This window comes from bacterium, from assembly GCA_018814885.1.
GTDB lineage: Bacteria > Krumholzibacteriota > Krumholzibacteriia > LZORAL124-64-63 > LZORAL124-64-63 > JAHIYU01.
This window is the reverse complement of record JAHIYU010000177.1, coordinates 52,263-75,808: the sequence shown is the minus strand read 5'-3', so window position 1 is coordinate 75,808 and position 23,546 is coordinate 52,263. Positions and strand designations below refer to the sequence as shown.

The following is a 23,546-nucleotide window of genomic DNA, read 5'->3' as shown; positions in this document are numbered from 1 at the left end:
TCGACTCGAACCAGCCGCGAGGTGTAATCGTGTGGGTCATCAAGGGAATCTTCTATCTGCTCGTCTTGATCGCCATGGCCATGTTCTTCACCCAGAACAGCGATCAATCCGTTGACCTGGACCTGTTGTGGTGGAAGTTCCTGGCCATCCCCCTCTACTACGTGATGCTGGGCGGGTTCCTCGCCGGCATATTCGTCAGCCTGGTCGTCGGCGGCATTCGCGAAGTCAAGCTGCGCAACCGACTCCGCGCCCTGGGGCGCGATCTGAGGGACCGTGACAACGAGATCGCCGAGTTGCGTTCGCTGCCGTTGCGCGAACTGGACTAAGCCACGGAGGACAAGCAGATGGCGGCATTCTCTTCCGCGTGGTTCATCGCCCTGGCCGTGCTGCTGGCGGCGGCGGCACTGTTCCTGCTCCTACGCCGGCGCGTCGGCCACGGCGTGGCCGAGGACGCCTACACGCACGGCCTGGAACTCTGGCTGGCCGGCGATACCGCCGGCGCGATCGAGGCTCTGCGGGAAGCCATCGACCAGGAACCGCAAGCCGTCGATCCCTACCTGCAGCTCGGCAACCTGCTGCGCCTGACCGGGGATCCGCGCCGGGCCGCCGCCCTGCACCGCGGGTTGAACGCCCGCCCGGGGCTGCCGCCCCACAAGAGGATCTCCGTGACCCTGGCGCTCACCGAGGACCTCCTGTCCCTGGAGCTGTGGGACGAGGCCGGCGATCTGCTGGACTCCCTTTTGCGTCACAATCTTTCGGCTCCCCGTTTCTGGCGGGCGCGCTTCCGGCAGTTCCTGGGACAGGGGCAGGAGGACGGTGCAGCGCGCGCCCTCAAGGAAGGCGCCAAGCGCGCCCCGGCGGAAGCGGCCGCCGAATTCGCCGACCAGTACGAACTGTTCCAGCTGGACCGCGCAGTGCGCGCCGCTCAGGCGGGGCATCACGGCGAAGCACGCCGCCTGGCCAGGACCGTGGACAAGACGGGATCTCGCGGACACCTCGCGCTCTACGTGCGCGCCTATTCGCATCTCGGCGAGCAGAACCACGAACGCGCCGCCGAGCTGGCCACCGAGGGTTTGCTCCTGGCTCCCGCCGCCGCCGATTTGCTGCTGCCGGTCCTGCGGAAAGCCCTTCTGGCGGCAGGTCGCTTCGAGAGATCCATCCCGATCCTCGAGTCCGCCTGCCAGGACGATGACGCCCCGCCCTCCCTGTGGCTGGCCCTGGCCCTGCTGCAGGAGAAGATCGGCGACCGCGAACAGGCGGTCAGCATGCTCGAGAGCAAGCGAGGCGATCCGCGCCTGACCCCGGCCGTGGCGGCGGGGTATCTGCGCATCCTGGTCAACGATCTGCCCGACAGCGACTTCACCCGCGTCTGGTCCACCCTGTTCATCCCCGAGGGCCCCCGGAGCTGGACCTGCCGCGTCTGTGCGGCGCAGTCCCGGGGCGTGCGCTGGTATTGCCGCGACTGCGGCAGTTTCGCGTCGTTCGCTCCTCCTGCGTCCTACGGGGAGCCGGCATGAGGCGAGCGGTGCTGAGGTCGGCCCTGCTCGTCGCCGTTGCCTCGGCAACCGTCGCCAGCGGCACGGATCCGCCCAGCGGCGACTGGCACGACGTACGCTCCCTGTTCGCCGTGGGCCGCTTCACGGACGCCCGCGAACTCACCGCCGCACTAACGGCCAACGACGCCGCCACCCCGCAGTCTCTCTACTGGCGCTTCCGTCTCGCGGAATCCCCGGCGGAGGCCGCTGAACTGCGACGCGAGTTGCTCGACGCCCCCGATCTCGGCTCCCCGGCGCGCAACCTGCTCCTCGCAGACGCCGCCTGGCAGGCTTTCGGAGCTGGCGATTACGCGGCGGCGATCGCCTCGCTGGAGGAAATAGCCCTGGGGAACGGCGAGACCGCGGCCTCCACGACCCTGCTGGGCGGACTGGCCTGGCGCGCCCGGGGAGATGTCGCGCGCAGCCGGGGCGCCCTGGCCGCCGTGCCCCCGGGCGATCCCGATTACGACCGGGCCCGTTATCTGCTGGCCCGACTCGCGCTGGCCGACGGCGAGCCGGCGCTGGCCCGGCGCTACCTCGAGATGGCAGGCCGGACCGAGGATACGCCGTGTCGCGCCGAGATCCTGCTGGTGGACTGGATGCTGGCGGCCGAGACGGACCCCCAGTACGCCATCCGCCTTCGCCGCGAACTGGAACACCGCTTCTCGCGCTCCCTGCCCGCCGCCCTCGTCGCCGAGCAGGAGCTGCGTCTGGAGGAGTTGCAGCGGAGTCTCGAAGCTCCGTCGGCGAGCGCGCACGATTCCACGCCGTTCGGGGAAGAATCTCCGGCGCCGGCAACGGCTTCCGGACGCTACGCCCTCCAGTTCGCCGCTTTCGCCGACAGGGCCCGCGCGTTGAAATTCCTGGATGACTGGCGCGAGCGCCTTCCCGGGCTGCTGATCAGCGAGGTGACCGACGAGCGCGGGCTGACCCTCTACAAGCTGCGCGCCGGCTCGTACCCCGGCATGTCCCAGGCGCGCGACCAGGCCGCCCTCCTGCGCGCCAGCTACGATCTCGACCCGTTGCCGGTCAAGGCAGACGATTCCCCATGAGCTCCCGGCAGGCCTCGTCTCCCAAGTTGACGCCCATGCTCGCCCAGTACCTGGAGATAAAGCGAGCGCATCCCGACGCGCTGCTGCTGTTCCGCATGGGTGACTTCTACGAGACCTTCTTCGACGACGCCCGCGTGCTGTCCGAGACCTGCAACGTCACCCTCACCACGCGCGACAAGAACAGCGAAAACCCGGTACCCCTGGCCGGCGTACCCCACCATGCCCTGGACACCTATCTCGCGCGGCTGCTCGCCGCCGGTCTGACCGTGGCCATCTGCGACCAGGTGGAGGATCCGGCGCAGGCCAAGGGTCTGGTCAAGCGCGCGGTGGTCAAGGTGGTCAGCCCCGGGACCGCCACGGCCCCCGAATTGGTCGAGGGTGCCGGCGGCGTGTTCTGCCTGTCGTATGCGCCCGGCACCGGCGGCGATGCCGGCTGGGCGGTTCTCGACGCGAGCACGGGCGAGTTCCGTTGCGGCCAGGAGGACGCCAGCCTGGCGTCCCTGTGCGAGCGTTACGACGCCCGCGAGGTGATCCTCTCCGAAGGAGTCGACGCCGAGCTCTGCCGGACCTGGCGGCGCGCCATGCCGGGCACCGTGATCAACACCGTGAGCGCCGCCTGGTACCATCCGTCCTTCGCCCGCGAGACGCTGCTCGATCATTTCGGCGTGCTGAGCCTGGATCCCTTCGGCCTGGAGGACGAGTCGCGCGCCCCCGCCGTCGGCGCAGCCGGCGCGCTGCTGCGTTACCTGACCTCGCTCGCCCTGCGCAAGCCAGAGCAGATCACGTCGCTGGTCTTCACAGCGCGCGCAGACCGGCTGCTGCTCGACGAGGAGACCTTGCGCAATCTGGAGGTGTTTCGCACGTTCCGGGGTGAACGGGGCGAAGGCACGCTCGTCCACCACCTGGACGCCACCCTCACACCCATGGGTAGACGCCTGCTCGAACGACGGCTGGCCGAACCCTGGACCGATCTGCAGGAGCTGGCGCGCTGGCACGCCGGCGTGGACGGCGCTGTATCGGACAGGGACTGGCGTCGCGACGTGCGCGGCGCGCTGCGCGACGTGGGCGATCTGGACCGCTGGGCCGTGCACGCGGCTTCCGGCCGCATCGGCCCCGCTCGCTTGCGGCAACTCGGCAACTCACTGCAGGCTGCGCACGAGGTGGCAGTCCAGGTGCTGGCCTTCGGCCACGGGAGCCACCCGGCGGGGGAGTGGGCCTTGGCGATGCCCGATCTGGCCGCTCTGTCGGTCGAGATCATGTCCACCCTCTCCGACCAGCCGCCGGCCCAGCTGAAACCCGGCGACATCATACGCTCCGGCGTGGATGCGGAACTGGACGCCGCCAAGTCCGTCGCCAGCGACACCAAGGGATATCTCGCCTCGCTCCAGACCCGGGAGAGGGAACGCACGGGCATCCCCACGCTGAAGGTCGGCTTCAACAAGGTGTTCGGCTATTTTTTCGAGGTGACCAACAAGCACCGCGACAAGGTGCCGCCCGACTACCAGCAGAAACAGACCCTGGTCAACTCGGCGCGTTTCCATACCGAGGACCTCAAGCGGGCCGAGCAGACCATCCTGGAAGCGGAGGACCGCATCCAGGCCCGGGAGAGCGAGATCTTCGGCCGCCTGGTCCGCGCCGTCGCCGGGCGCCTGGACGAGATCCGCCGCAGCTCGCGCCTGCTCGCCGCCGTGGACCTGATGTTCGCCTACGCCGAGATCGCCGAGCAGCGCGGCTACTGCCGCCCCGTCTGCGACGACTCGCTCGTGCTGGACATCAACGGCGGCCGCCACCCCGTGGTCGAGCGCCTGCTCGATCACGACTTCATACCCAACGACACCCTGCTGGACAGCGGCTCGCGCCAGGTGCTCCTGTTGACGGGCCCCAACATGGGCGGCAAGTCCACCTACCTGCGCCAGGTGGCGCTGTTGACGATCATGGCACAGGCCGGCGGCTTCGTGCCCGCCGCCCGCGCGGTCATCGGCCTCGCGGACCGCATCTTCACGCGCGTGGGCGCCAGCGACAACCTGGCCCGCGGCCAATCCACCTTCTTCGCGGAGATGAGCGAGTCGGCGCGCATCCTCCACCAGATGTCCCGGCGCAGTCTGGTGATCCTGGACGAGGTCGGCCGCGGCACGTCCACCTACGACGGCCTGTCCCTGGCCTGGGCCATCACCGAGTTCCTGCATCACGACGACGGCCCCCGTCCCCGCACCATCTTCGCCACCCACTATCACGAACTCACCGAGCTGGAATCACGGCTGCCGCGCCTGGTGAACCTGCGCATGGACGTGAAGGAGTGGGAGGGCAGGATCATCTTCCTGCACGCCGTCAAACCCGGCTGCAGCGACAAGAGCTACGGCATCCACGTGGCGCGCCTGGCCGGCGTGCCTGAACCGGTGCTGCGGCGCGCCGAGACCTTGCTGGCGACCATGACGGCCGAGGACGCCCGCGCCCTGGCGCCGGATCGTCTGCCGGACGGCGCCGCCTTCTCCGTGGCGGCCGACAGCTTCGCCGCTCCCGACCGACAGCTCTCGCTGTTCACCGACGGTGAACGGGACGCCCTGGACGGCCTGCGCGAACTGGATCTCGAGTCCCTCAGCCCTCTCGACGCCTTCCTCTGGCTCGCGCGCATCAAGAAGCAACTCGGGTAAATGGCCGCGGCCCTCGAATCTACAGGTGTCCCTCCAGCCGCCGATGCTATACTGGATGCGAGAGGGTCGAACCCTGCAACGGATCGGTCCGCCATGTGGCACGTGATCTTCTACAGGCCGGGCGAGGGGGAGATACCGCTGTTGGCTGTTTGCCGGCGGCGCGCGGACGTGCGCCTGCTCGGCGTGGTCGATCCACCCGGTACCGCACTCGGCACGCCCCTGGCCGAGATCATGGGGCTGCCTGTCCGACCGGATTTCTCCGGCTTCTCACCCCCGTCCAAGACGCACGTCGTGACGCCGCCTGAGCGGCGCTCCGAAGACGCCCTCCGCAGGGCGGCCGAGACCGGATCCCTGCTCGCGGTGGGCGCCGAGGAATTCGAGATGTTGCTCGCCGGCGGCGGCGCTCCATTGCCCACCGCCAACACAGAGGAGCCGGACACGCCCGGCCCCGTCCACGCGACAGGCAATCTCGACGCAGCCCTCAAGACGCTGGGCCGCATCGGGGACGCCCACGACCGGGAGGCATTGCTGCCCTGGCTGCTGTCGTTGGCCATGGCCGCCGTGGGCGGTACCTCCGGATCCCTCATGCTGTACGATTCGCGTGCGGAGGCCTTGTTCATCGCCGCGGCCAGGGGATTGAGCGCACGCACCCTGTACCACACGCGGCAGCCCCTGGACACGGGCGTGGCGGGTCGCGTGGCCCGGTCGCGTCTCCCCGAGCTCGTGCGCGAGCCGCAGCACGGAGACACGCGCCCCGAGCGTGGACAGCTCGCCGCCGCCCTGTGCGTGCCACTGGTCCACGACGGCGACCTGCTCGGCGTTCTGAACGTGAACGTCGGGCATGGGGAACCTGTGTTCGACGCCTCGCATCTTGCCGATCTCGGCACCGTCGGCGACGCCATCGCCGGCATCCTGCACATCACGACCGGGGATCGCCACATGTGGACCGGCCACATGCGCAAGCACCTGAGCCGTGAATTCCGTGAACTGGCCGGCGGAGAGGAGAAGCTGGAGACGGTCCTGGCCGGCTGGTCCGCGGCCCTCGCCATGGCCCTGGGTGCCGATCATGCATCGCTGGGGATCGTGCTCGATGACGGCGCCCTGCTGCTTGCCGAGGGCACCGCCGCCGGCGAGACCCACACCGGCGCCATCCCGCAGCAGCACCCCGCCTGGGACGACGTCCTCCAGAGCGCAAAGCCGGTGGTGGTCCGTCAGGCTGATGCAGACGCAGCCGGCGATGGCGACGGTCTGTCCATCTTCTTCCTGCCCATCGGCCCTGCCCCGGTCCGGGCGGTGCTGGCCATCCGTTTCGGGGCCGCCGCCGACGCCCATCGTTTCCAGGCGCGCGCCGGTTCCGTGGCGGCTTTTCTCGACCACCGGCTGACGGACCTTCTGCGCCGCTGCGAGGAACGTGATCACTGTGAACGGCTGCGCGCCCTGACCGCCTTTCTCGGCGATGAATCCCGTCGCGACTACGGCGACACGGCACAGCGCCGGGCCACGCTCGACCAGTTCCTGCGGAGGCTGACCGGCGCCAGGGACGTGGTGTTCCCCGGGGATCCCGCACCCGGGATCGATCCCCGGCGGGCCGCGGCCCGCGAGCTGATCGATCGTGTCGGCGACGCTGGGTGGCTGATCACCGTCACCGCGCCCGGTTTCATGGACGGCCCGTCGCGGTCCTGCCTGGCGGTGCGCGGTCCCGGCAACGCCGCCGTCTCCGGCTTCATCCTGATCGACAAGGATCGGCTGCACCCCGGCGACAGTTCGTCCTTCACGGCCTTCGACGGCGTCCTGGCGCGCCACCTGGCCAATCTGCCGGCCGTTGCCGGCGAGCCCCGCTCCCAGAGAAGCACCGTGCGGGACGCGGCACCCGCCACCGCCGTCCCCGGCACCTTGCTGCTGACGCTGGCGCGCGAGATCGACCGGGCGGATCGCTACCACGTGGCCTTTTCCCTCTCCGCTTTCGTCTGTGATCGACAGGACATATCCGCCGCCGCGCACCTGGAACCCCTGGCCGCCCGCTTGCGGACCTCTGACCTGCTCTTCGCCGGGGACGAAGGACAGCTGTTCGTCGTCGCCCCGGAGGAGACCCACGCCGTGGCCCACCTCGAACAACGCGCCGTCCTGGCGCTGCGCGAGGTGGCGGGAGACCCCGAGCTGGTCGTGCGCGTCGGCCGCGCCCTCTATCCCGGCCGTGATACCTCCCCGGAGGAACTCGTGGACACCGCCCTGCACAGGTTGACCAACCGGTCGCGCGACGATGATTGACGATTCTCGCAGCCTGCCGTTATCTTAGGCTCCTGCTCGGCAGCATCCGGCCTGCCGTCCCATCGAAACCACGGATCACGGGAGCCGACGACGCGATGCCTCGCCATCCCATCAGGATACTGGACAGCGCCTCGGTCGACCGCATCGCCGCCGGCGAGGTCATCGAGCGTCCGGCCTCGGTGGTCAAGGAACTGGCCGAGAACGCGCTGGATGCCGGGGCCGGCAACATCGGGATTTCCATCACGGACGGCGGCGCTGCCGCCATCGTGGTGGAAGACGACGGGGAAGGCATACCCTACCGCGAGCTCCCGCTGGCCCTCGAACGCCACGCCACCTCGAAGATCATCTCGGCCGCCGACATAACGCAGGTGGCATCATTCGGCTTCCGCGGCGAGGCCCTCGCCAGCATCGCGTCGGTGAGTCGGTGCACTGTGGTCAGCCGGACCGCCGACGAGGATGTGGGTGGCATGATCCGCGTGGCGGGCAGCGTCGTCGAACGGCGCGAACCGTCTCCGCGCAACCGCGGCACCACTGTCACCATCGAGGATCTCTTCTACAACACGCCGGCCCGGCGCAAGTATCTCAAGACGCCCCAGGCCGAGAAGAAAGCCGTCCTGAACACCGTCACCACCATCGCTCTGGCCTATCCCGAAGTGCGCTGGCGCCTGACGGCCGACGGCACGACGCTGCTGGATCTCCTGCCCGCCGATTCGCTGCCGTCGCGCGTGCGCGATCTCCTCGGCGCCCAGATTCTGGAGCACCTGGGCCGCTTCGAGCGCGTGGAGGGGGGAATCGGTGTGGGAGGCCTCGCCTCGCGCCCCACCCTGACCCGGATCAGCCGCGCGCAGCAGTTCTTCTACGTGAACCGGCGGCCGGTCGAGAGCAACGCGCTGGCGCAGGCCGTGCGGCTGGCATACAAGGACGTCATCCCGCCGGGACGGCATCCAGTCGTCCTGCTTTTTCTGGACATCCCCCACGGGGACGTGGACGTGAACGTACATCCGACCAAGAGCGAGGTGCGCCTGGTGCTGGAGCGCCACATCTTCGGCATGGTCATGACCGCGCTGCGCGAAGGTCTCGATCTGAGAGCCGACCCCGCCTTCGCGCCGGACGACGGGACGGCGCCCGTCGATGCGCCATCGTCCAACCGCGGCCCCCTGCAGAGCCTCGCGGAAGCTCAGGAGGATTATCTGCGCAGGCATTTCACGTCTCCGGGCGGCGCGCCCGCCGACGGGCAACCGTCGCTCTTCGACGGCGCCGACGGCCGTGAGGCCCGGATTATCGCTGCCGACCCGTTCCCGGGCACCGGCGGGGGAGAGCCGGGGCGGCAGGCTCCGTTCTGGCAACTGCACCGGACCTACATCTGCACCCAGACCCGGGGCGGGCTGCTGATCATCGACCAGCACAACAGCCACGAGCGGATCCTCTACAACGAGGCCCGCAAGACCCTGGGCGAGACATCCCCCCGCGTGCCCGTGCAGCAGCTCCTGTTCCCCGTCAACCTCGACCTCACGCCCATGCAGGTGCAGACCTACCAGTCTCACGCCGCCGAACTGGGAAAGCTGGGCTTCGCCATCCAGCCCTTCGGGGGGCACTCGATCCTGGTCCAGGGCATCCCCTCGTCACTCAAGAACTGGCGCGAGGGTCAGCTCCTGCTCGACGTGCTTGACGACCTGTCCGAGACGGGCCGGGCCGACAACGCCTCCCACGACGATCTGCTCGCCAGCTATGCCTGTCACGGCGCGGTGCGCGCCGGTGCCCTGATGACGCAACCGGAGATGCAGAACCTGCTGGACCGGCTCTTCGCCACCGACAAGCCCCTTTCTTGCCCTCACGGGCGCCCGACCCTCATCCAGTTCACGCGTGAAGAGCTCGAGAAGAGATTCGGGAGACGTTGAGTGGGCGCGCGGGCGGGCACGTGCGGCGTCTGTCCCGTGATCGCGGGGCCCACGGCCGTGGGCAAGACCGCCTTGACCGTGTCGCTGGCGCGGCGCCACCCCATCGAGATCGTTTCCCTGGACAGCCGGCAGATCTACCGCGGCCTGCGCATCGGCACGGCCCAGCCCACTGCCGAGGAGAGAGCGGCCTGCCCGCACCACCTGGTCGACTTCCTGTCTCCCCGCGAGCTCTATTCGGCGCAGCTCTTTCGCGAGGATTTCTGCCGCGCGGTGGACGACATCCGCTCCCGCGGCCGCCTGCCCCTCCTGGTGGGGGGGGCCGGCCTGTACCTGACGGCGGTGCGGGACGGTTTCTTCGCCGTGCCCCGGACCGCGCCGCATCTGACCGGGGTCCGGGCCGACCTGGACGCCCTGGACGACGCGGCCGTGCGCGAGCGCCTGCGCAGGGTGGACGCGGCCAGTTTCGCGCGCATCCATCCTCACGACCGCTACCGCAGCCAGCGCGCGCTGGAGATCCACCGGCTCACAGGACGGACGATGACCGAGATCATGAGCGCGCGCGAAGCCGATCCGGCACTCGGCCTGTCCTTCCCCCTGGTCCTGCTGGACCGCGAACGCAGCGCGCTACGCTCGCGCATCGCCGCGCGCACCGCCGGGATGCTGTCCGCGGGCTGGCTCGAGGAGACGCGCGAGCTGCTGGGCGAGTTCGGCCCAGACGCCCCCGGGCTGAGAACCCTAGGCTACCACGATCTGGTCCTGCACCTGGTCGGGGACCGCTCCCTGCCCGACACGCGGGAACGCATCGTCGCCAGCACCGCGCGCTACGCCAAGCGGCAGCGGACCTGGTTCAGGGCCCAGACGCGGGAGGCCTACGGCGATCCCGACGACCCCCGCCTCCTGGAGGCGATCGAGGCGTTGCTGCGTCGGGCCGTCGCGAAGGGTTGACGGCCGCGGCGGCTTGACACGACCCGCCGCCTCGGCTTAACTTCTCGGTTGCGGTGCGGGCTTAGCTCAGTTGGTAGAGCACCAGCTTCCCAAGCTGGTGGTCGCGGGTTCGAGCCCCGTAGCCCGCTCCAGCAACCTTAAGCAGCGCGGGGAGTTACCAGATCGGTGACTCCCCGCGTTTCGTGTAACTCTGTTCGGTCCAGGTCTGGTCCAGGTCTGGCCGATTTTTCTCAGCCCGCATCGAGGTCTTCCTCGGCACGAACCCTGCGGGACCGGGCCAGCCTCGCGGCGTCCTCACGGGTTGCGCAGGCGCGACCCGTCTTTCTATCATGGGGGAAGCTCCCCCGCCGTGCGCGGACGGGCATCCGTGCACTTCGCCACCGAGGTTGACGATGATCCGGTTGATCCAGCCCTTCCCGTCGCCGCTGAGCAAGCTGCACGACTGGCGCGAGGGCGACGCCGTGACCGCGGTCGACGGCCGGCCGGTCGAGGACATGCTGGACCTGTACTACTACATGCCGCGCGGCGACGAGATGGTCCTGACCATCCGTCGTGCCGACGGCGACGAGACCCGGGTGAGCCTGGCACCCCACGCCCTGGACCAGGTCACGTCATGCTTCGCCGCCATGGAGTTCAAGACCTGCGCCTGCGACTGCGTCTTCTGCTTCATCGACCAGAACCCCGCGGGTATGCGCTCGAGCATCTACGTCAAGGACGAGGACTACCGGCTCAGCTTCCTGTACGGCAACTACATCACGCTCACGTCGATGGGACGGCGCGGCATCGAGCGGATCATCGAGCAGAGGATGACGCCGCTGTACGTGTCGGTGCACGCCACCGACATCGACGTCCGCACCCGCATGCTGGGCATCAAGAGGCGCATCGACGTGCTGGCGCTCCTGCGGCGGCTGACCGACGGCGGCATCACCGTCCACACCCAGATCGTGCTCTGCCCCGGCTGGAACGACGGCGGGATCCTCGACCGCTCCATCGCCGACCTGGCGGCCCTGCGGCCCGGCGTCGAGACGCTCGCCGTGGTGCCGGTGGGCCTGTCTGCGCATCGCGAGGGCTTGACGAAGCTGGAATCCGTGCCCCCCGGTCTGGCCGCGGCCACGATCGATCAGGTGCACGCCTGGCAGGATCGGCTGCGCGCCGGCGGCGGTCCGGCCTTCGTGCACCTCAGCGACGAGTTCTACCTGCTGGCAGGCCGTCCTTTCCCGCCGCTGGGCCAGTACGACGACCTCGCGCAGCTCGACAACGGCATCGGCATCACCCGCAACCTCGAACATTGCTGGTCCGCGGGCCTGACCCGCCGCCGCGCGACCGGTGCGCTGCCGCGTCGCCCGCTGACCATCCTGACCGGTCGGCTGGGCAAGTCCGCCTTCGACCAGCGCCTGACGCCCGTGCTGAGCGGCCCGGATCTGCCGCAGATAGAGGTGGTCGGTGTGGACAACTTTTTCTATGGCGCCAGCGTGACCGTGGCCGGCCTGCTCTCGGGGGGGGACGTGCGCCGCGCATTGGACGCACTGCCTGTCGCTCCGATCCGCGACGTCCTGCTGCCGCCCCGCATGTTCAACAGCGACGACCTGGCACTCGACGACCTGACGCTGGACGCCATCGCCGCCGGGCAGCCGCACCGCCTCCACGTGCCGGACGAAGAAGGCCTGATTGACTTCTGGGCCGTTTTGGGCTAACGTCTCCTGACTTTGCGTGAGCGACCGCGTGACTCTTAATGATCTTAAATATCAACCAGTTGCGGCTATCGCTTAAAGTCGCCGGGAGGGTACGTGTCGACCAGGACGGTGGTGATCGTCGGCCGCCCCAACGTGGGCAAGTCGACGCTGTTCAACCGCATCATCGGTCAGCGCCGCTCGGTCGTCCACGAGACACCGGGCGTGACGCGCGACCGCATCGCCGAGTTGACCGACTGGGCCGGCCATGCCTTCCTGCTGCTGGACACCGGCGGCATCGTTCCCTTCGGCGACGAGGTCTCGCGCTTCGACGCCCTGGTGACAGAGGTGGCCCACGACGCCATCGAAGAGGCCGACGTGGTGCTCTTCATGGTCGACGGCTCGGGCGGCCTTTCCAGCTGGGACGACGCCATCGCCCAGCATCTTCGACGCAGCGGCAAGCCCGTGGTCCTCTGCGTGAACAAGGTGGAGAAGGAGCATCAGCGTCTCAGCGCGGCGGAGTTCTACTCCCTCGGCCTGGGGGAGCCCCACGTCATCAGCGCCCTGCATGGCCACGGCATCGGCGACCTTCTCGACCGGGTCGCGGCGGACTTCCCCAAGCAGACCGTCGAGGCCCCCTGCGACTCTCGCGTGGCGATCCTCGGCCGTCCGAACGTGGGCAAGTCGAGCCTGCTCAACCTGCTCACCGGCCGACAGGACGCCCTGGTCAGCGAAATAGCGGGCACTACCCGCGACGCCATCCACACCGACCTGCGCTGGCATGGCCGCACCCTGCGCTTGATCGACACGGCGGGCCTTCGCCGCAAGTCGCGCGTCCAGGAAGCCGTCGAGGCCTTCAGCAACATGCGCACATTTCTCGCCCTGGAACAGTGCGACGTGGCCGTGCTGATGGTGGACGCCAGCGACGGGACCGTCAGCCAGGACGCCAAGATCGCCGGCCTGATACACGACAGCGGCAAGGGCGTGGTGGTGGCCTTCAACAAGTGGGACCTGGTGGAGAAGGACCACAATACGCATCTTGGGGTCTGGGAGACGTTCTGCCGCGAGGTCCCGTTCCTGACCTACGCTCCGTGGTTCACCCTGTCGGCGCACACGCACCAGCGCAGCGGGCGTGTCCTGGAAACGGTCTGGGCCGTGCACGAGGCGCGCCTGCGCAGGGTCGAGACCAGCGTGCTCAACGCCTACCTGGAGGGCGTGATCCACAAGCAGCCCCCGCGCTTCCACGGCGGCGGCACGGGCAAGGTCTACTACGCGACGCAGATCGACACGGCACCACCGGTGTTCATGCTCTCGGTCAACAATCCCCAGTGGTTCGACCGCAGCTTCGTGAGGTTCATCAACAACAAGATACGCGCGCGATTCGGTTTCGAGGGAAGTCGCATCTTCGTGAAGCTCAAGAAGCATTGAGAGGTGCATCACATGCTGCTGATACTCGTTCTTCTGCTCTCCTACCTGCTCGGCGCCATACCGTTCAGCTTCATAGTCGCCAAGCGTCTGCGGGGCATCGACCTGCGCGAGCATGGTAGCGGCAATCTCGGCGCCACCAACGTCTTCCGCACCCTGGGCCCCTGGTGGGGCCTGCTGGTGCTGCTGCTGGACATGGCCAAGGGCGCCGTCGCCGTGCTGGCCATGACGGCGGTGACCGCGACCTGGCCCGGGGGACAGCCCACACCTTTGCACCTGCCGCCCGACCTGTGGCGCATCTTCGCCGGTTTCGTGGCGGCCCTGGGCCACACCTTGTCGCCGTTCGTGGGCTTCCACGGCGGCAAGGGCGTGGCGACCACCAGCGGCGCCTTCTTCGTGCTGGCGCCTTACCCCACGCTCGTCGCCCTGGGCGCCTTCGCGATCATGATGGCGATCACCCGGATCGTATCCCTGGGCAGCATCGTCGCCGCCATCGTGCTGCCCATCGCCGTGGGCTATTTCGAGTTGCGTTCGGAGCAGTTCTCCAAGACCATCTTCGTGTTCACGCTTGTCATCTGCCTCTGGGTCCTGGTCAAGCACCGCACCAACATCAAGCGCCTGCAGGCGGGGACGGAGAAACCCCTCGAGTCCAACGGCCTGGACGACAGGACGACCGGCTAGCGGCGAAAGGCTGGACAATGCGCGCAGCGATCCTGGGATCCGGCAGCTGGGGCACGGCCTTCGGTCGCCATCTCGCCGAGTCGTGGCGGGACGTGGTGCTCTGGGGCATCGAGGCCGACCAGATCTCGGCCATCCGGGACACGCACACCAATCCGGCCTTCTTTCCCGATCTGATCCTGCCCGCCAACATGACAGCCACCCTGGACCTGCAGGAAGCCGTCGGCGGGGCCGACGCCGTCTTCTTCATCCTGCCGAGTCAGACCGTGCGCGGCGTGGCCCACGCCCTGCGCGACTGCCGCCTCAAGGCCGAAGTGCCGGTCATCTGTCTGAGCAAGGGGCTGGAACTGAGCACTCTGAAGCGCCTGAGCACGGTGATGGAGGAGGAGCTGCTCCACGACGCCGCGGGCCATCCCCATCGCATAGGCGTGCTGCTGGGCCCCAGCCACGCCGAGGAGGTCGTCCTGCGCCTGCCGACGGCCCTGGTCCTGTCGGGACGCGGCGAGAGCTGGCACGACTGGCAACAGCACCTGAGCGGTCCGACGGTGCGGGTCTACACCAACCGCGATCTGGTCGGGGTCGAGATCGCCGCCGCCTTCAAGAACGTCATCGCCATCGCGGTCGGCATGGCCGACGGGCTGGGTTACGGCGACAACACACGCGGCGCCGTCATGACCAGGGGACTGAAGGAACTGGCCCGGCTGGGCATCGCCCTGGGCGGCCAGTTCGAGACCTTCTACGGCTTGTCGGGCATCGGCGACATGATCACGACCTGCACGAGCCGCCATTCGCGCAACCGCAACTACGGAGAGGCAGTCGCGCGTGCGGCGCAGGACCCCCAATCCATCCTGAAACAGGCCTGCCAGGTGGTCGAGGGAGCCGTCATGACGCAGGCAGCCTTGAAGTTGAGTGCGAAGCACTCGATCGAACTTCCCATTACCCAAGAAGTTCACGATGTGCTATTCTCCGGCAAGGCTCCGTCCAAGGCGATGCAGGATCTCATGGAACGGGCCCTGCGTTCGGAGCACGAATGAGAATCGTCGATTGATGGGAGAGGACCCGTGGCGGAACTACCCGACAAGCTCTACTACTCCATACGCGAAGTCGCCGAGCATACCGGCGTGGAACCGCACGTCCTACGCTACTGGGAGAGCGAGTTCCCCACCCTGAAGCCCAAGCGGGCCCGCTCCGGCGCGCGCAACTACCGCAAGAAGGATATCGACGAGATCCTGACGATCCGCAGTCTGTTGCAGGAGGAAGGCTACCGCATCGAGGGCGCCCGCAAGCACCTGCGCGAACACAAGCGCGGCGCCGCGGCCAAGGAACAGGAACAACCGCAGGAATCGCTCTTCGAGGGTCAGAACCGCGGCAAGCGGATCGCCCACCTCAGACGCGAGCTGAAGGAGGTCATGGATCTCCTCAAGGAGATGAAGGCCAAGGGGGAGTGACCAGACCATTCCGCGCTTGTGATGCCGACGGGAGCGTATTAGATTGTCGAACCGCGCGGGTTATCGCCCGTGCTGGGACATCTCGGTCGGGGCGTGGCGCAGTCCGGTAGCGCACTTGCATGGGGGGCAAGGGGTCGGAGGTTCAAATCCTCTCGCCCCGACCAGAGAACCACAAGTCTTGAAACGGGTTGCCCGACGGTGGCCCGATTCCTTTTTCCCGCCGCAGTTTCTCGATTCACCTCCGGGTCACCCTCCTACGTGGCATCCCCTCAACTTCCCGGTGGGATTCGCGGTGATTCCGGCTCGATCGATCCGTATCCCCGTTCCACGTTGATCTGTCATTCTCCCTTGGTCAAGAGTCCTCAAGTGGTTGAACACGCGACAAGTTAGGTTAAGAAGATCGGTATTGCGACTGTCAAATTCCAGAAGGCAGAAGTCATTTTTTACCCCCGGTGAATTTACATACAGAAGCAGAGCCACTGCCCACATGATTCTTGAAAATTCTGTGCGCCGATATGCTAGGCTTTTCCCCTGCACGAATGTTGTGGTCCGCCTCAGCGGCGCTCTTCGCGGGCGATCGCCACAACAGCATCTATTGAAGGGGGGTGATAATCATGATGAAGAAAATGCTATTGATGGCTTGCACCGTGCTGGTGCTCGCCGTCGTCCTGGGATCGACGCCGGCATTCGCCCGGGGGATCGCAGGAGAGGTTGATGTTGAATCGCCCTTGTACAAGCACATCTCCGACCTGTCTGCAAACGGGATGCAGCAGAAAGTCTGGCGGGTGGGTGACGCGGCCATCGCCGCGGAAACCGTCGCCGGCAACCCCGACAAGTTCGACGAAACAACCAGTGGGGGGACAGCACTCTGCACACAAGAGGAAGGGTGTACGCAGGGTTCTCTCTGTACGGCCCAGACATGTACGGCGGCACTCGACTGCACACAGACGCCTCTGTGCACCGGCGCGGAATCCTGTACCCAGGGCTCCGGTTGCACGGTCGGTGGAACCTGCACCAGCATCTCCGGGTGCACGGCCGGCGAGACCTGTACGTCCGGCGCCTGGTGCACGCTGGGTGCCAACTGTACGTTCGGGCCTGCCGCATGCACGGCCGGCGTGCGTTGCACGTGGGATGTCTGCACCGACTGTACCAACTGTACGCTCGGTGAGAACTGCACCTTCGGGTCGAACGCCTGTACCATCGGCACGCAGTGTACCGGTGGCCTGAACTGCACGACCGGTCCCGACGCCTGTACTCTGGGTACGGCGTGTACCTCCGCCGACGGCACCTGCACCGCGGGTCCCGGCTGTACCGGAGGCAACGCCTGCACCTTCGACGCGACCGGCTGTACGGCCGGCATCAACTGCACCTCCGCAGCCAATGCCTGTACGTTCGGTCCGACCTGTACGGGTGGCCAGAGCTGTACGTCGGCAGCCGGCGCTTGCACCGCAGCGACCGTGTGCACGAGCGGCACTACGGGTTGTACCGATGGTATCGCATGTACGATCGGTCCGACCTGCGAGGTCAGCAACGACGATTGCAGCTGGGGTGAAGTCAAGACCCAGTACCGCAAGTAGTCCGCTCTCCCCGCGGAGAACGGATCAAACACGAGGTGCCGGGGGCTCCGGTCCCCGGCACCTTCGCGAGCAGCGAGGGAGTCGCATGCCGCGCCGCGCCGCGATCCTGATGTTTCTCGCCGTGGGCCTCGCCTGCGGACTGACAGGCGGTCCCGCCGCCGCCGCCCGGATCGACACGTTCCCGTCTCCGGCCGATTCCGTCCAGGGTCTGGCCGCACGGCTGCAGTCCGCCGCACCGGGAGATACCCTGCTGCTGAACCCGGGCACCTACCGGGGCAGCTTCACCCTGCGTTCAGGCGTCTCGCTGATCGGTATCGCGGGGCCCGATTCGACGATCATCGACGCCGCCGGCGATCGCTATTGCCTCTTCGGCCGCGGCATCGATTCCACGACCACGATCGCCGGCCTCACCCTCCAGAACGGCCGCCGGCCCCATGCCAACTCGGGCGGCGGCGGCATCTACCTGCACCGCAGCAGCCCGCTGATCATCAACAACGTCTTCCGCGACCACCTGGGCTACCTGGGTCCGGGCGTCTACACGAACTACGATTGCCGCCCGGTGATCGCCTTCAACGTCTTCCGCGACAACGAAGGCTATCTGGGGGGGGCGATCTCCGCCTACCAGGACTGTGCGCCGCTGGTCTACAACAACCTGATCTTCGACAACAGCGCCGTCAGCGGCGGCGGGATCCTGGCCCTCAACTCCTGCCCGGTCATCTACGCCAACACGATCGTCGGCAACGCCGCCAGCAGCGGGGGCGGCGGCATCTACTGCGATTCCTCGCCGGCCCTGATCGTGGAGAACGTCCTGGCCTACAACCGCGGCGAGAGCGCCGTCTTCCAGCTGGACGACGACGCGCCCGCCACCTTCCGCGGCAACCAGGTCTGGGAGAACGAGGGCGGGGCCGCCGGCGGCGTCTGCTCCGATTACGTGGGGACCGACGGCAACATCCGCCGCCGGCCGCGGTTCCTAGATCGCGAGGGGCAGCATCTGCTTCCGGAAGAGGAAGCGCAGGCGGGGGCGCGCCTCTGGCGCGGGGATCCCCTGCCGGAGGTGCCGGACAGCGTACTCGTCCTGTGGCGGGATTGGCTGCGGAGCCACGACGCAGACTAGCCGCCACCTCCTGCCGGCGGTTCCCCGTCGCGGGCGGGCCAGGCCCCAGCGGTATCCAGCAGTTCCTCGAAGATAAGGTACTCGATCCGATAGAGCGCCAGCTGCTCCGGCGTGGGGACGGCCGAGGTGGTACCCATCACCGCGTCGGTGAAGTTGTCCGCGGCGCACATCGCCACTACCCTGCCGCGGCCGAAGTCCGTGTACGCGAGCACGGCGGTGCCGTCGGACGCGACCAGGACCGGCCGGCCGCCGGTCACGCCGCGCACGTGGTGCAGTTCGGTCGTCTCGAGGCCGCCGGCGGCGGGGCTGACCGTGACGCTCTCCATCTCCGCGGGGCTGAAGCCCATGCCGAACGCCTGCAGGATCGACTGCGCCGCCGAGTGGCGGCTGTGCGGCGAGTCCAGCACCAGCAGACCGCCACCCTGCCTCACGTGGTCCTCCAGTTCCGCCAGTTCGGTGGCATGGTAGTGGCCGCTGGGCCTGATCAGCACGGTCGCCCGCGCAGCGGCCAGGCAGTCCTCGAAGAGCCCGGTGGTCGGGATCCAGCCCGTACGCTGGGTCCACACGTAGAAGGTGTGGAAGCTGGCGGGCGATTCATCGGCGACCTCCCGGATGTCCGGGATGTCGTAGTCGGTCTTGCCGCGGTCGAAGGCCACCGTGGGCAGGGGAGTGTGCGGCCGCGGCAGCGTGGACCATGCCGCGGTCCAGCGATCGAGCGCCCGCGCGGTCAGGGCAAAGAAGAGAGTGGCCAGGATCATCTGCAGGACGAAGGGCGCCGCGCCGTGCTGTCGCGGCAACCGCACCAGAAGCAGCAGCGCGCCGATCCCCGCCATCGCCAGCAGGGCGTGACGCACCCAGCCGAACCGGTTGGTCGACATCAGCCAGGCCACGCTGCCCAGGGCCAGCTCCGGCTTGCCGCGGATGAACATGAAGAAGTTCGAGAAGATGGTGCTGTCGCTGAAGCCCAGCACGCGACCGCGGCCGCGGGGCACGGCCACGGATTGCAGCATCGCGCCGAAGGATTCGCCGGCGCTCGGCCGGAAATCCCCGAAGAACGCGTTGACGGAGTAGTCAAGCTGGTCCGAGAGCAGGGTACGGCCGATCATGACCGGCTGGCTGAGCAGCGGGCCGACCATGCTGGAGGAAGTGGCCAGCAAGAGTGGCGGCAGGTGGCGCAGCGAGGGGTGGGCGAACAGACGCGGGTGCCGGTAGTACTGCCGACCGTAGGTCAGCAGGTCTATGACCGCGTCGTAGTTGTAGGTCATGCCGAAATGCCGGCCCACCCTGTTCAGGTTCGTGCTCATGCCGAAGACGTTGGTGTGATCGCCCACCAGCCAGAGGCCGCCGCCCCGCTCGACGAAGCGCACGACGGCGTCCACTTCCGCGTCCGCATAGGGTTTGGTCGGCGTCTTGAGAATCAACACGTCCACAGCCGCGAGCAGGCTGTCGCCGAGCACCGCGAAGTTCTGGTCCACCGCGTAAAAGTGGCGCAGGTAGCGCACCAGTTCGGAGTAGTTGTAGACGGTCTGCACGCCGTAGCTCTCGGTGTTCAACGCGACGGTCGACCACTCCCAGTTGGAATGGTTCTCGTCGATCATCACACGGCCGGGCTTGGGATCGCCAGGATCGTAGAAGCCGAGGGCACCGGCCAGGCCGACACCCAGCAGGACCGCCAGCAGCGGATCCGTCCATCCGCGTCCGGTGGCGGCGACCGACACGCGCCCTGCCGGTGCAAGGTCGGCGCCCCGTTCATGCCGCAGCGGCGGCACAACCCACGTCAGCAACAGGATCAGCGGCAGCAGGCTGCCAAAGACCCAGATGCGCCGGTAGTAGATGCCGGCCTCGTTCATCTGCTCGAGAGCCAGGCCCAGGGCCGCCGACCTGAAGAAGGCGTAGACGGCCGCCAGCAACAGCAGCAGCAACGGCAGGCGCCAACCGGCGCGCCGGCCGTTCAGCAGGAAGATCGCGACCAGGCCGGCCACAACGATCACCGGCAGGGGATGGCCCACCAGCTTCTCGAGGGTGCAATCGATCGTCTGCAGGTTGCCGACCACCTGCAGATGCACCAGCGGCGGATCAGCGGCCGCCGGCAGGCCTAACAGACGGTAAAACGCAGCCAGCGGTCCGGCCATGAAGTCCAGGTCGTGATACGACGCCTCCCATACCCGGTAAGCGTGTGACACGCCGGCGCTGAGCCACAACAGGCCGCCGGCGGCCGACGGTATCCGCCAGTTGTTGCCCCGGGTCAACCGGTTCAGCACGGGGACCAGCCCGAGTATCAGCCCACCGGCGACCAGCAGCGGTCCCACCCTTTCTGGCCAGGGCAGCAGGCAGCCGGCGCCGCACGCGGCGAGCGCGCACACCACGGACGGCCACCGGGTGAAGAGGGGCTGGTCGCCGCGCCGGCGCGAGATCAACAGCAGGCCGCAGGCGATCAGGGCCGCCCAGGCCAGCGGGGGAGCCGCCGCGGATTCGATATGCGGGGAGAAACCGTCCCAAGCCAGAACGGCCAGCCAGAGGGCGAGCCAGAAACGGCGCATCACTTTTCACCTCCCATCCGCTGCCGTGCGGTCTCGATCGCCGCGCGGAGGAAATCGATATTCTCCTCGACGAATTCGTCGGGGCTCTCCAGCCTCTTCTCGCTGAGGAACATCGAATCGGCGATCACCAGCAGACCGCCCGCCCCGAACGTCTCGAAGACCACGATGGGGTACCCCCAGCACCGGACCCAGATCTCGCCCTGGCCGGCCGGCTGGAGCACCGGCCAGGATTCGTGCATGTAGACACGCTGTCCCGTGAGCAGCGTCTCGGCGACGTGCGCCGAGCCCAGGGGCGTGGAACCGACAGCATAGCCGAATTCAGCCAGCAGGTCCGCGGCACCGTTGCGCTCCTCGTAGCCGGCGGACACGATCAGCAGGCCCCCGTTCTCGACGAAGGCGCGCAGGGCGGCGCACTCGTGCCGAGAATAGGGGAAGGCCGGCGCCACCGTGACGAAGAGCTCCGAGGCCAGCAGCCGGTCGCGGTCGAACGCGCGCATCGCCAGCGGCACGTAGCCGTGGCGCCACAGATGGTTCTGCAGACCGCCGAGACCGTCATCCCGGCCGGCATGCAGGTCCACACGATTGCCGTGGGACAGGTCCAGCCACGCCACGTTCTCGCCGACCGGCGCCGGCGGCAGGGCGAATGTCGCGTGCCCTGCCAGCGCCAGCAGCCAGATCGAGGCCAGGATGGCGAACACCGCCGGCGCCATGGGGCGGCGCCTGCCGAGCGCCAGCAGCAGAGTCCCGGCGACGACCAGCAGTATCGCGCCGGCGCCGCGCACCTGCCGCCCGGCCACTGCGCCGCCGGGCGTGCCGAGATAGTTGAAGATCCTGGCCATCAGCTCGTGCGACAGGCTGACGGTGGTGCGCTGGAAGGGCGAGGTATCCCCGAAGGCGATCACCTTTCCCCGGCCGTAGGGCGCCTCGGCAGCCAGGAGCAGATCACCCTCGATCTCGGACCGGTCGAAGGCCATGTTGCCCAGGTAGGCACCCTGCGCGTTGTCCCAGTTGCCGGCGTCGGCGTAGGCGTCCCGTCCGCTCAACAAGGTAATCGCCCCGGCTGCCAGCGTCAGGCTGGCGCCCACGCTGAGCTTGATCTCGGCCTCGTCGCGCAGGCCCCGTGTCAGCGGATGGGGGTGGAAACGCATGCAGCCGTACCAAGACCAGCGGTCGACCCTGGGAATGACTGAATCGAAATTCAGTCCGATGCCCACCGGCTGCAGCAGGGCGTTGAAGGGCTCCATCACACCCATGATATTGGTGTGATCACCCAGGACCAGCAGGCCGCCTCCGCGGTCGACGAACTCCCAGACGGCCGCGTGCTCGGCTTCGGTGTAGAAGGTGTCGGGATTCATGACCACCAGGACGTCTGTCTCGGCCAGCGCGGCAGCGTCGATCATGGTGTCAGATGCCGCCGTCGCGAAACCGTACGCGCCCAGCACATGTGGCAGCGTGGCCAGAGAAGCGCCCTGGGCTACATCGCGGGCGTAGGCGCCCCAGCGGAAGGGTTCCATGTTGAACGACCCGCGGGTGTCGATCAAGACCCGCCCGGGATGCCAAGGAACGGGCCGGCTCCAGCTCAACAGCACGAGACCGCCCAGAGCCGCGGCCGCACACGCAACCGTGGCGATCCCGCGCCAAGGGGCGGCGTGCGGCGGGGCTTGTGCCGCCAACACTTCGTCCCGGCCGCGGGTCGCGGTCAGCAGAGCTACCGGCGCCAGCAGCAGGATGAACTGGACCAGGCGCCAGGCGAGGACGGCGGTCGCCGGCGCGCCGTGATAGTGGGTCGGCACCAGGCCGCGCAAGGGGATGGCGGCCAAGGCCAGCAGCGGCAGCAGCACGAAGGCGGCGATCAGCCGCCAGGGCCGGTGGCGCGTTCCGGTGGCGATCATCACCAGCGCCAGCAGGCAGGCGACCAACAGCCAGAGGCCGGAATAGGTCGGCCCCAGACGCAACGACTGCCCCCATAGATTCGAGAACCAGAACGTTGTCCGTATGGAGGCAGTGATCAGCTGGGTCCAGAGGTCGAGATGGTCCCGGACGGCCACGAAAAGGGCGAAGGCGATGACCGTAGATGCCGGTGAGGCGTCGGCCAGGACGTCCCGGGGGACGGTGCGCCGCACCGCGATAGACAGGCAGGCCAGCGACGCCCCCAGGGCGAAGTACTGCGCGGCGTCCGCGGTCGTGTACCAGCAGACGGCAGTCGCGATCGCGGCGAGACCGGGGAGCGAGGCCCGCCACATGCGCCAGTCGATCAGCCAGAGACCGCGCAACAGGAGCGGAAGCACAGCACAGAGGGCCAGCAGCGTGGTCAGTCGCGTGCCGTGGGGCCCTAGGCTACGTTCGCCGAGTCCCAGCGCCAGCAGGATCAGGAAATAGGTGATGAATTTGATGGCAGCCCCCCTCGTCACTTGGTACGCAATACCTTTGCAAGCGGCGTTAGTACTTACGCTCCTTCCATAGAGCCAATCATACTCGCGATCGAGTAACAATTGAAATCAACCGATATCAAATGCCTGACCCTCAGAACCCCGTCCATTCTATACTGCCACATGCCATCCTGCCGGGAAAGATACGTTCGAAAGCTCGCGCACCTGATGCCCGACCAGACCGTAGGCCCGCTATTGGAAATATCAACCTCCTATTGCCCGCCCGGTCGCCGGGTGACCGACGAATGCCCACATCGCCGGATATCTATCGCCGACCGGCAACAGGGCGAGGAATGGGCGGTTGCTAAGATTATAT

General features: G+C 67.9%; 16 protein-coding genes and 2 tRNA genes. 16 read left to right on the top strand and 2 right to left on the bottom strand.

The genetic code is table 11. From position 1 onward, the window contains the following. Nucleotides 1-29: 29 nt before the first annotated feature. The 16 genes from KJ554_13610 (at nt 30) to KJ554_13535 (ending at nt 18,261) form a co-directional block, all read left to right on the top strand. Nucleotides 30-326, top strand: coding sequence for a LapA family protein (locus KJ554_13610; GenBank protein MBU0743364.1), 297 nt, complete (start codon nt 30-32; stop codon nt 324-326). Between the two features lie 18 nt (nt 327-344). Continuing rightward, on the top strand, nt 345-1,517 hold the full coding sequence (locus tag KJ554_13605) for a hypothetical protein (protein ID MBU0743363.1): 1,173 nt from the start codon (nt 345-347) through the stop codon (nt 1,515-1,517). Beyond that, nucleotides 1,514-2,587 (top strand): SPOR domain-containing protein, encoded by a 1,074-nt coding sequence (locus KJ554_13600; protein MBU0743362.1) that lies wholly within the window; start codon nt 1,514-1,516, stop codon nt 2,585-2,587. The genes KJ554_13605 and KJ554_13600 overlap by 4 nt, the downstream gene beginning before the upstream one ends. Next, nucleotides 2,584-5,238, top strand: a complete 2,655-nt coding sequence (gene mutS, locus KJ554_13595; GenBank protein MBU0743361.1) for a DNA mismatch repair protein MutS — start codon at nt 2,584-2,586, stop codon at nt 5,236-5,238. The genes KJ554_13600 and mutS overlap by 4 nt, the downstream gene beginning before the upstream one ends. Nucleotides 5,239-5,331: 93 nt before the next feature. Continuing rightward, nucleotides 5,332-7,506 (top strand): GAF domain-containing protein, encoded by a 2,175-nt coding sequence (locus KJ554_13590; GenBank protein ID MBU0743360.1) that lies wholly within the window; start codon nt 5,332-5,334, stop codon nt 7,504-7,506. A 95-nt stretch (nt 7,507-7,601) separates the two neighbouring features. Beyond that, nucleotides 7,602-9,404: a DNA mismatch repair endonuclease MutL gene (gene mutL, locus KJ554_13585; protein MBU0743359.1), complete on the top strand. Its 1,803-nt coding sequence runs from the start codon at nt 7,602-7,604 to the stop codon at nt 9,402-9,404. After that, nucleotides 9,405-10,349, top strand: a complete 945-nt coding sequence (gene miaA / locus KJ554_13580; protein ID MBU0743358.1) for a tRNA (adenosine(37)-N6)-dimethylallyltransferase MiaA — start codon at nt 9,405-9,407, stop codon at nt 10,347-10,349. Between the two features lie 55 nt (nt 10,350-10,404). Beyond that, a tRNA-Gly gene (locus KJ554_13575) sits at nt 10,405-10,480 on the top strand. Between the two features lie 261 nt (nt 10,481-10,741). Further along, entirely contained in the window at nt 10,742-12,043 is a 1,302-nt protein-coding gene (locus tag KJ554_13570; protein MBU0743357.1) for a DUF512 domain-containing protein, read from the top strand. Between the two features lie 93 nt (nt 12,044-12,136). Next, entirely contained in the window at nt 12,137-13,447 is a 1,311-nt protein-coding gene (gene der / locus KJ554_13565; GenBank protein MBU0743356.1) for a ribosome biogenesis GTPase Der, read from the top strand. 12 nt (nt 13,448-13,459) lie between these two features. Continuing rightward, on the top strand, nt 13,460-14,125 hold the full coding sequence (gene plsY / locus KJ554_13560) for a glycerol-3-phosphate 1-O-acyltransferase PlsY (protein ID MBU0743355.1): 666 nt from the start codon (nt 13,460-13,462) through the stop codon (nt 14,123-14,125). A gap of 17 nt (nt 14,126-14,142) precedes the next feature. Next, the gene (locus KJ554_13555; protein ID MBU0743354.1) at nt 14,143-15,156 is read left to right on the top strand and encodes an NAD(P)-dependent glycerol-3-phosphate dehydrogenase; all 1,014 of its coding nucleotides are present in this window, start codon (nt 14,143-14,145) and stop codon (nt 15,154-15,156) included. A gap of 27 nt (nt 15,157-15,183) precedes the next feature. Further along, on the top strand, nt 15,184-15,570 hold the full coding sequence (locus KJ554_13550) for a MerR family transcriptional regulator (protein MBU0743353.1): 387 nt from the start codon (nt 15,184-15,186) through the stop codon (nt 15,568-15,570). 87 nt (nt 15,571-15,657) lie between these two features. Continuing rightward, nucleotides 15,658-15,734: transfer RNA gene (locus KJ554_13545), tRNA-Pro, on the top strand. 450 nt (nt 15,735-16,184) lie between these two features. Beyond that, complete coding sequence (locus tag KJ554_13540) at nt 16,185-17,147, top strand: hypothetical protein (GenBank protein ID MBU0743352.1); 963 nt, start codon at nt 16,185-16,187, stop codon at nt 17,145-17,147. Nucleotides 17,148-17,232: 85 nt separating this feature from the next. Continuing rightward, nucleotides 17,233-18,261: a right-handed parallel beta-helix repeat-containing protein gene (locus KJ554_13535; protein ID MBU0743351.1), complete on the top strand. Its 1,029-nt coding sequence runs from the start codon at nt 17,233-17,235 to the stop codon at nt 18,259-18,261. Here KJ554_13535 and KJ554_13530 read toward each other — a convergent pair. Together KJ554_13530 and KJ554_13525 are read right to left on the bottom strand one after the other, a co-directional pair. Beyond that, entirely contained in the window at nt 18,258-20,801 is a 2,544-nt protein-coding gene (locus KJ554_13530) for a GldG family protein (GenBank protein ID MBU0743350.1), read from the bottom strand. The genes KJ554_13535 and KJ554_13530 overlap by 4 nt on opposite strands. Continuing rightward, a complete protein-coding gene (locus KJ554_13525) occupies nt 20,801-23,212 on the bottom strand; it encodes a GldG family protein (protein MBU0743349.1) in 2,412 nt (803 codons plus the stop codon). The genes KJ554_13530 and KJ554_13525 overlap by 1 nt, the downstream gene beginning before the upstream one ends. Between the last annotated feature and the right edge of the window lie 334 nt (nt 23,213-23,546).

Excerpts from the sequence above, each read along its gene's own strand:
- mutL (MBU0743359.1), top strand. The coding sequence starts at position 7,602 with ATGCCTCGCCATCCCATCAGGATACTGGACAGCGCCTCGGTCGACCGC.
- KJ554_13555 (MBU0743354.1), top strand. The coding sequence starts at position 14,143 with ATGCGCGCAGCGATCCTGGGATCCGGCAGCTGGGGCACGGCCTTCGGT.
- mutS (MBU0743361.1), top strand. The coding sequence starts at position 2,584 with ATGAGCTCCCGGCAGGCCTCGTCTCCCAAGTTGACGCCCATGCTCGCC.
- KJ554_13590 (MBU0743360.1), top strand. The coding sequence starts at position 5,332 with ATGTGGCACGTGATCTTCTACAGGCCGGGCGAGGGGGAGATACCGCTG.
- KJ554_13530 (MBU0743350.1), bottom strand. The coding sequence starts at position 20,801 with ATGCGCCGTTTCTGGCTCGCCCTCTGGCTGGCCGTTCTGGCTTGGGAC.
- KJ554_13605 (MBU0743363.1), top strand. The coding sequence starts at position 345 with ATGGCGGCATTCTCTTCCGCGTGGTTCATCGCCCTGGCCGTGCTGCTG.
- KJ554_13570 (MBU0743357.1), top strand. The coding sequence starts at position 10,742 with ATGATCCGGTTGATCCAGCCCTTCCCGTCGCCGCTGAGCAAGCTGCAC.
- KJ554_13600 (MBU0743362.1), top strand. The coding sequence starts at position 1,514 with ATGAGGCGAGCGGTGCTGAGGTCGGCCCTGCTCGTCGCCGTTGCCTCG.
- KJ554_13535 (MBU0743351.1), top strand. The coding sequence starts at position 17,233 with ATGCCGCGCCGCGCCGCGATCCTGATGTTTCTCGCCGTGGGCCTCGCC.
- KJ554_13540 (MBU0743352.1), top strand. The coding sequence starts at position 16,185 with ATGATGAAGAAAATGCTATTGATGGCTTGCACCGTGCTGGTGCTCGCC.
- plsY (MBU0743355.1), top strand. The coding sequence starts at position 13,460 with ATGCTGCTGATACTCGTTCTTCTGCTCTCCTACCTGCTCGGCGCCATA.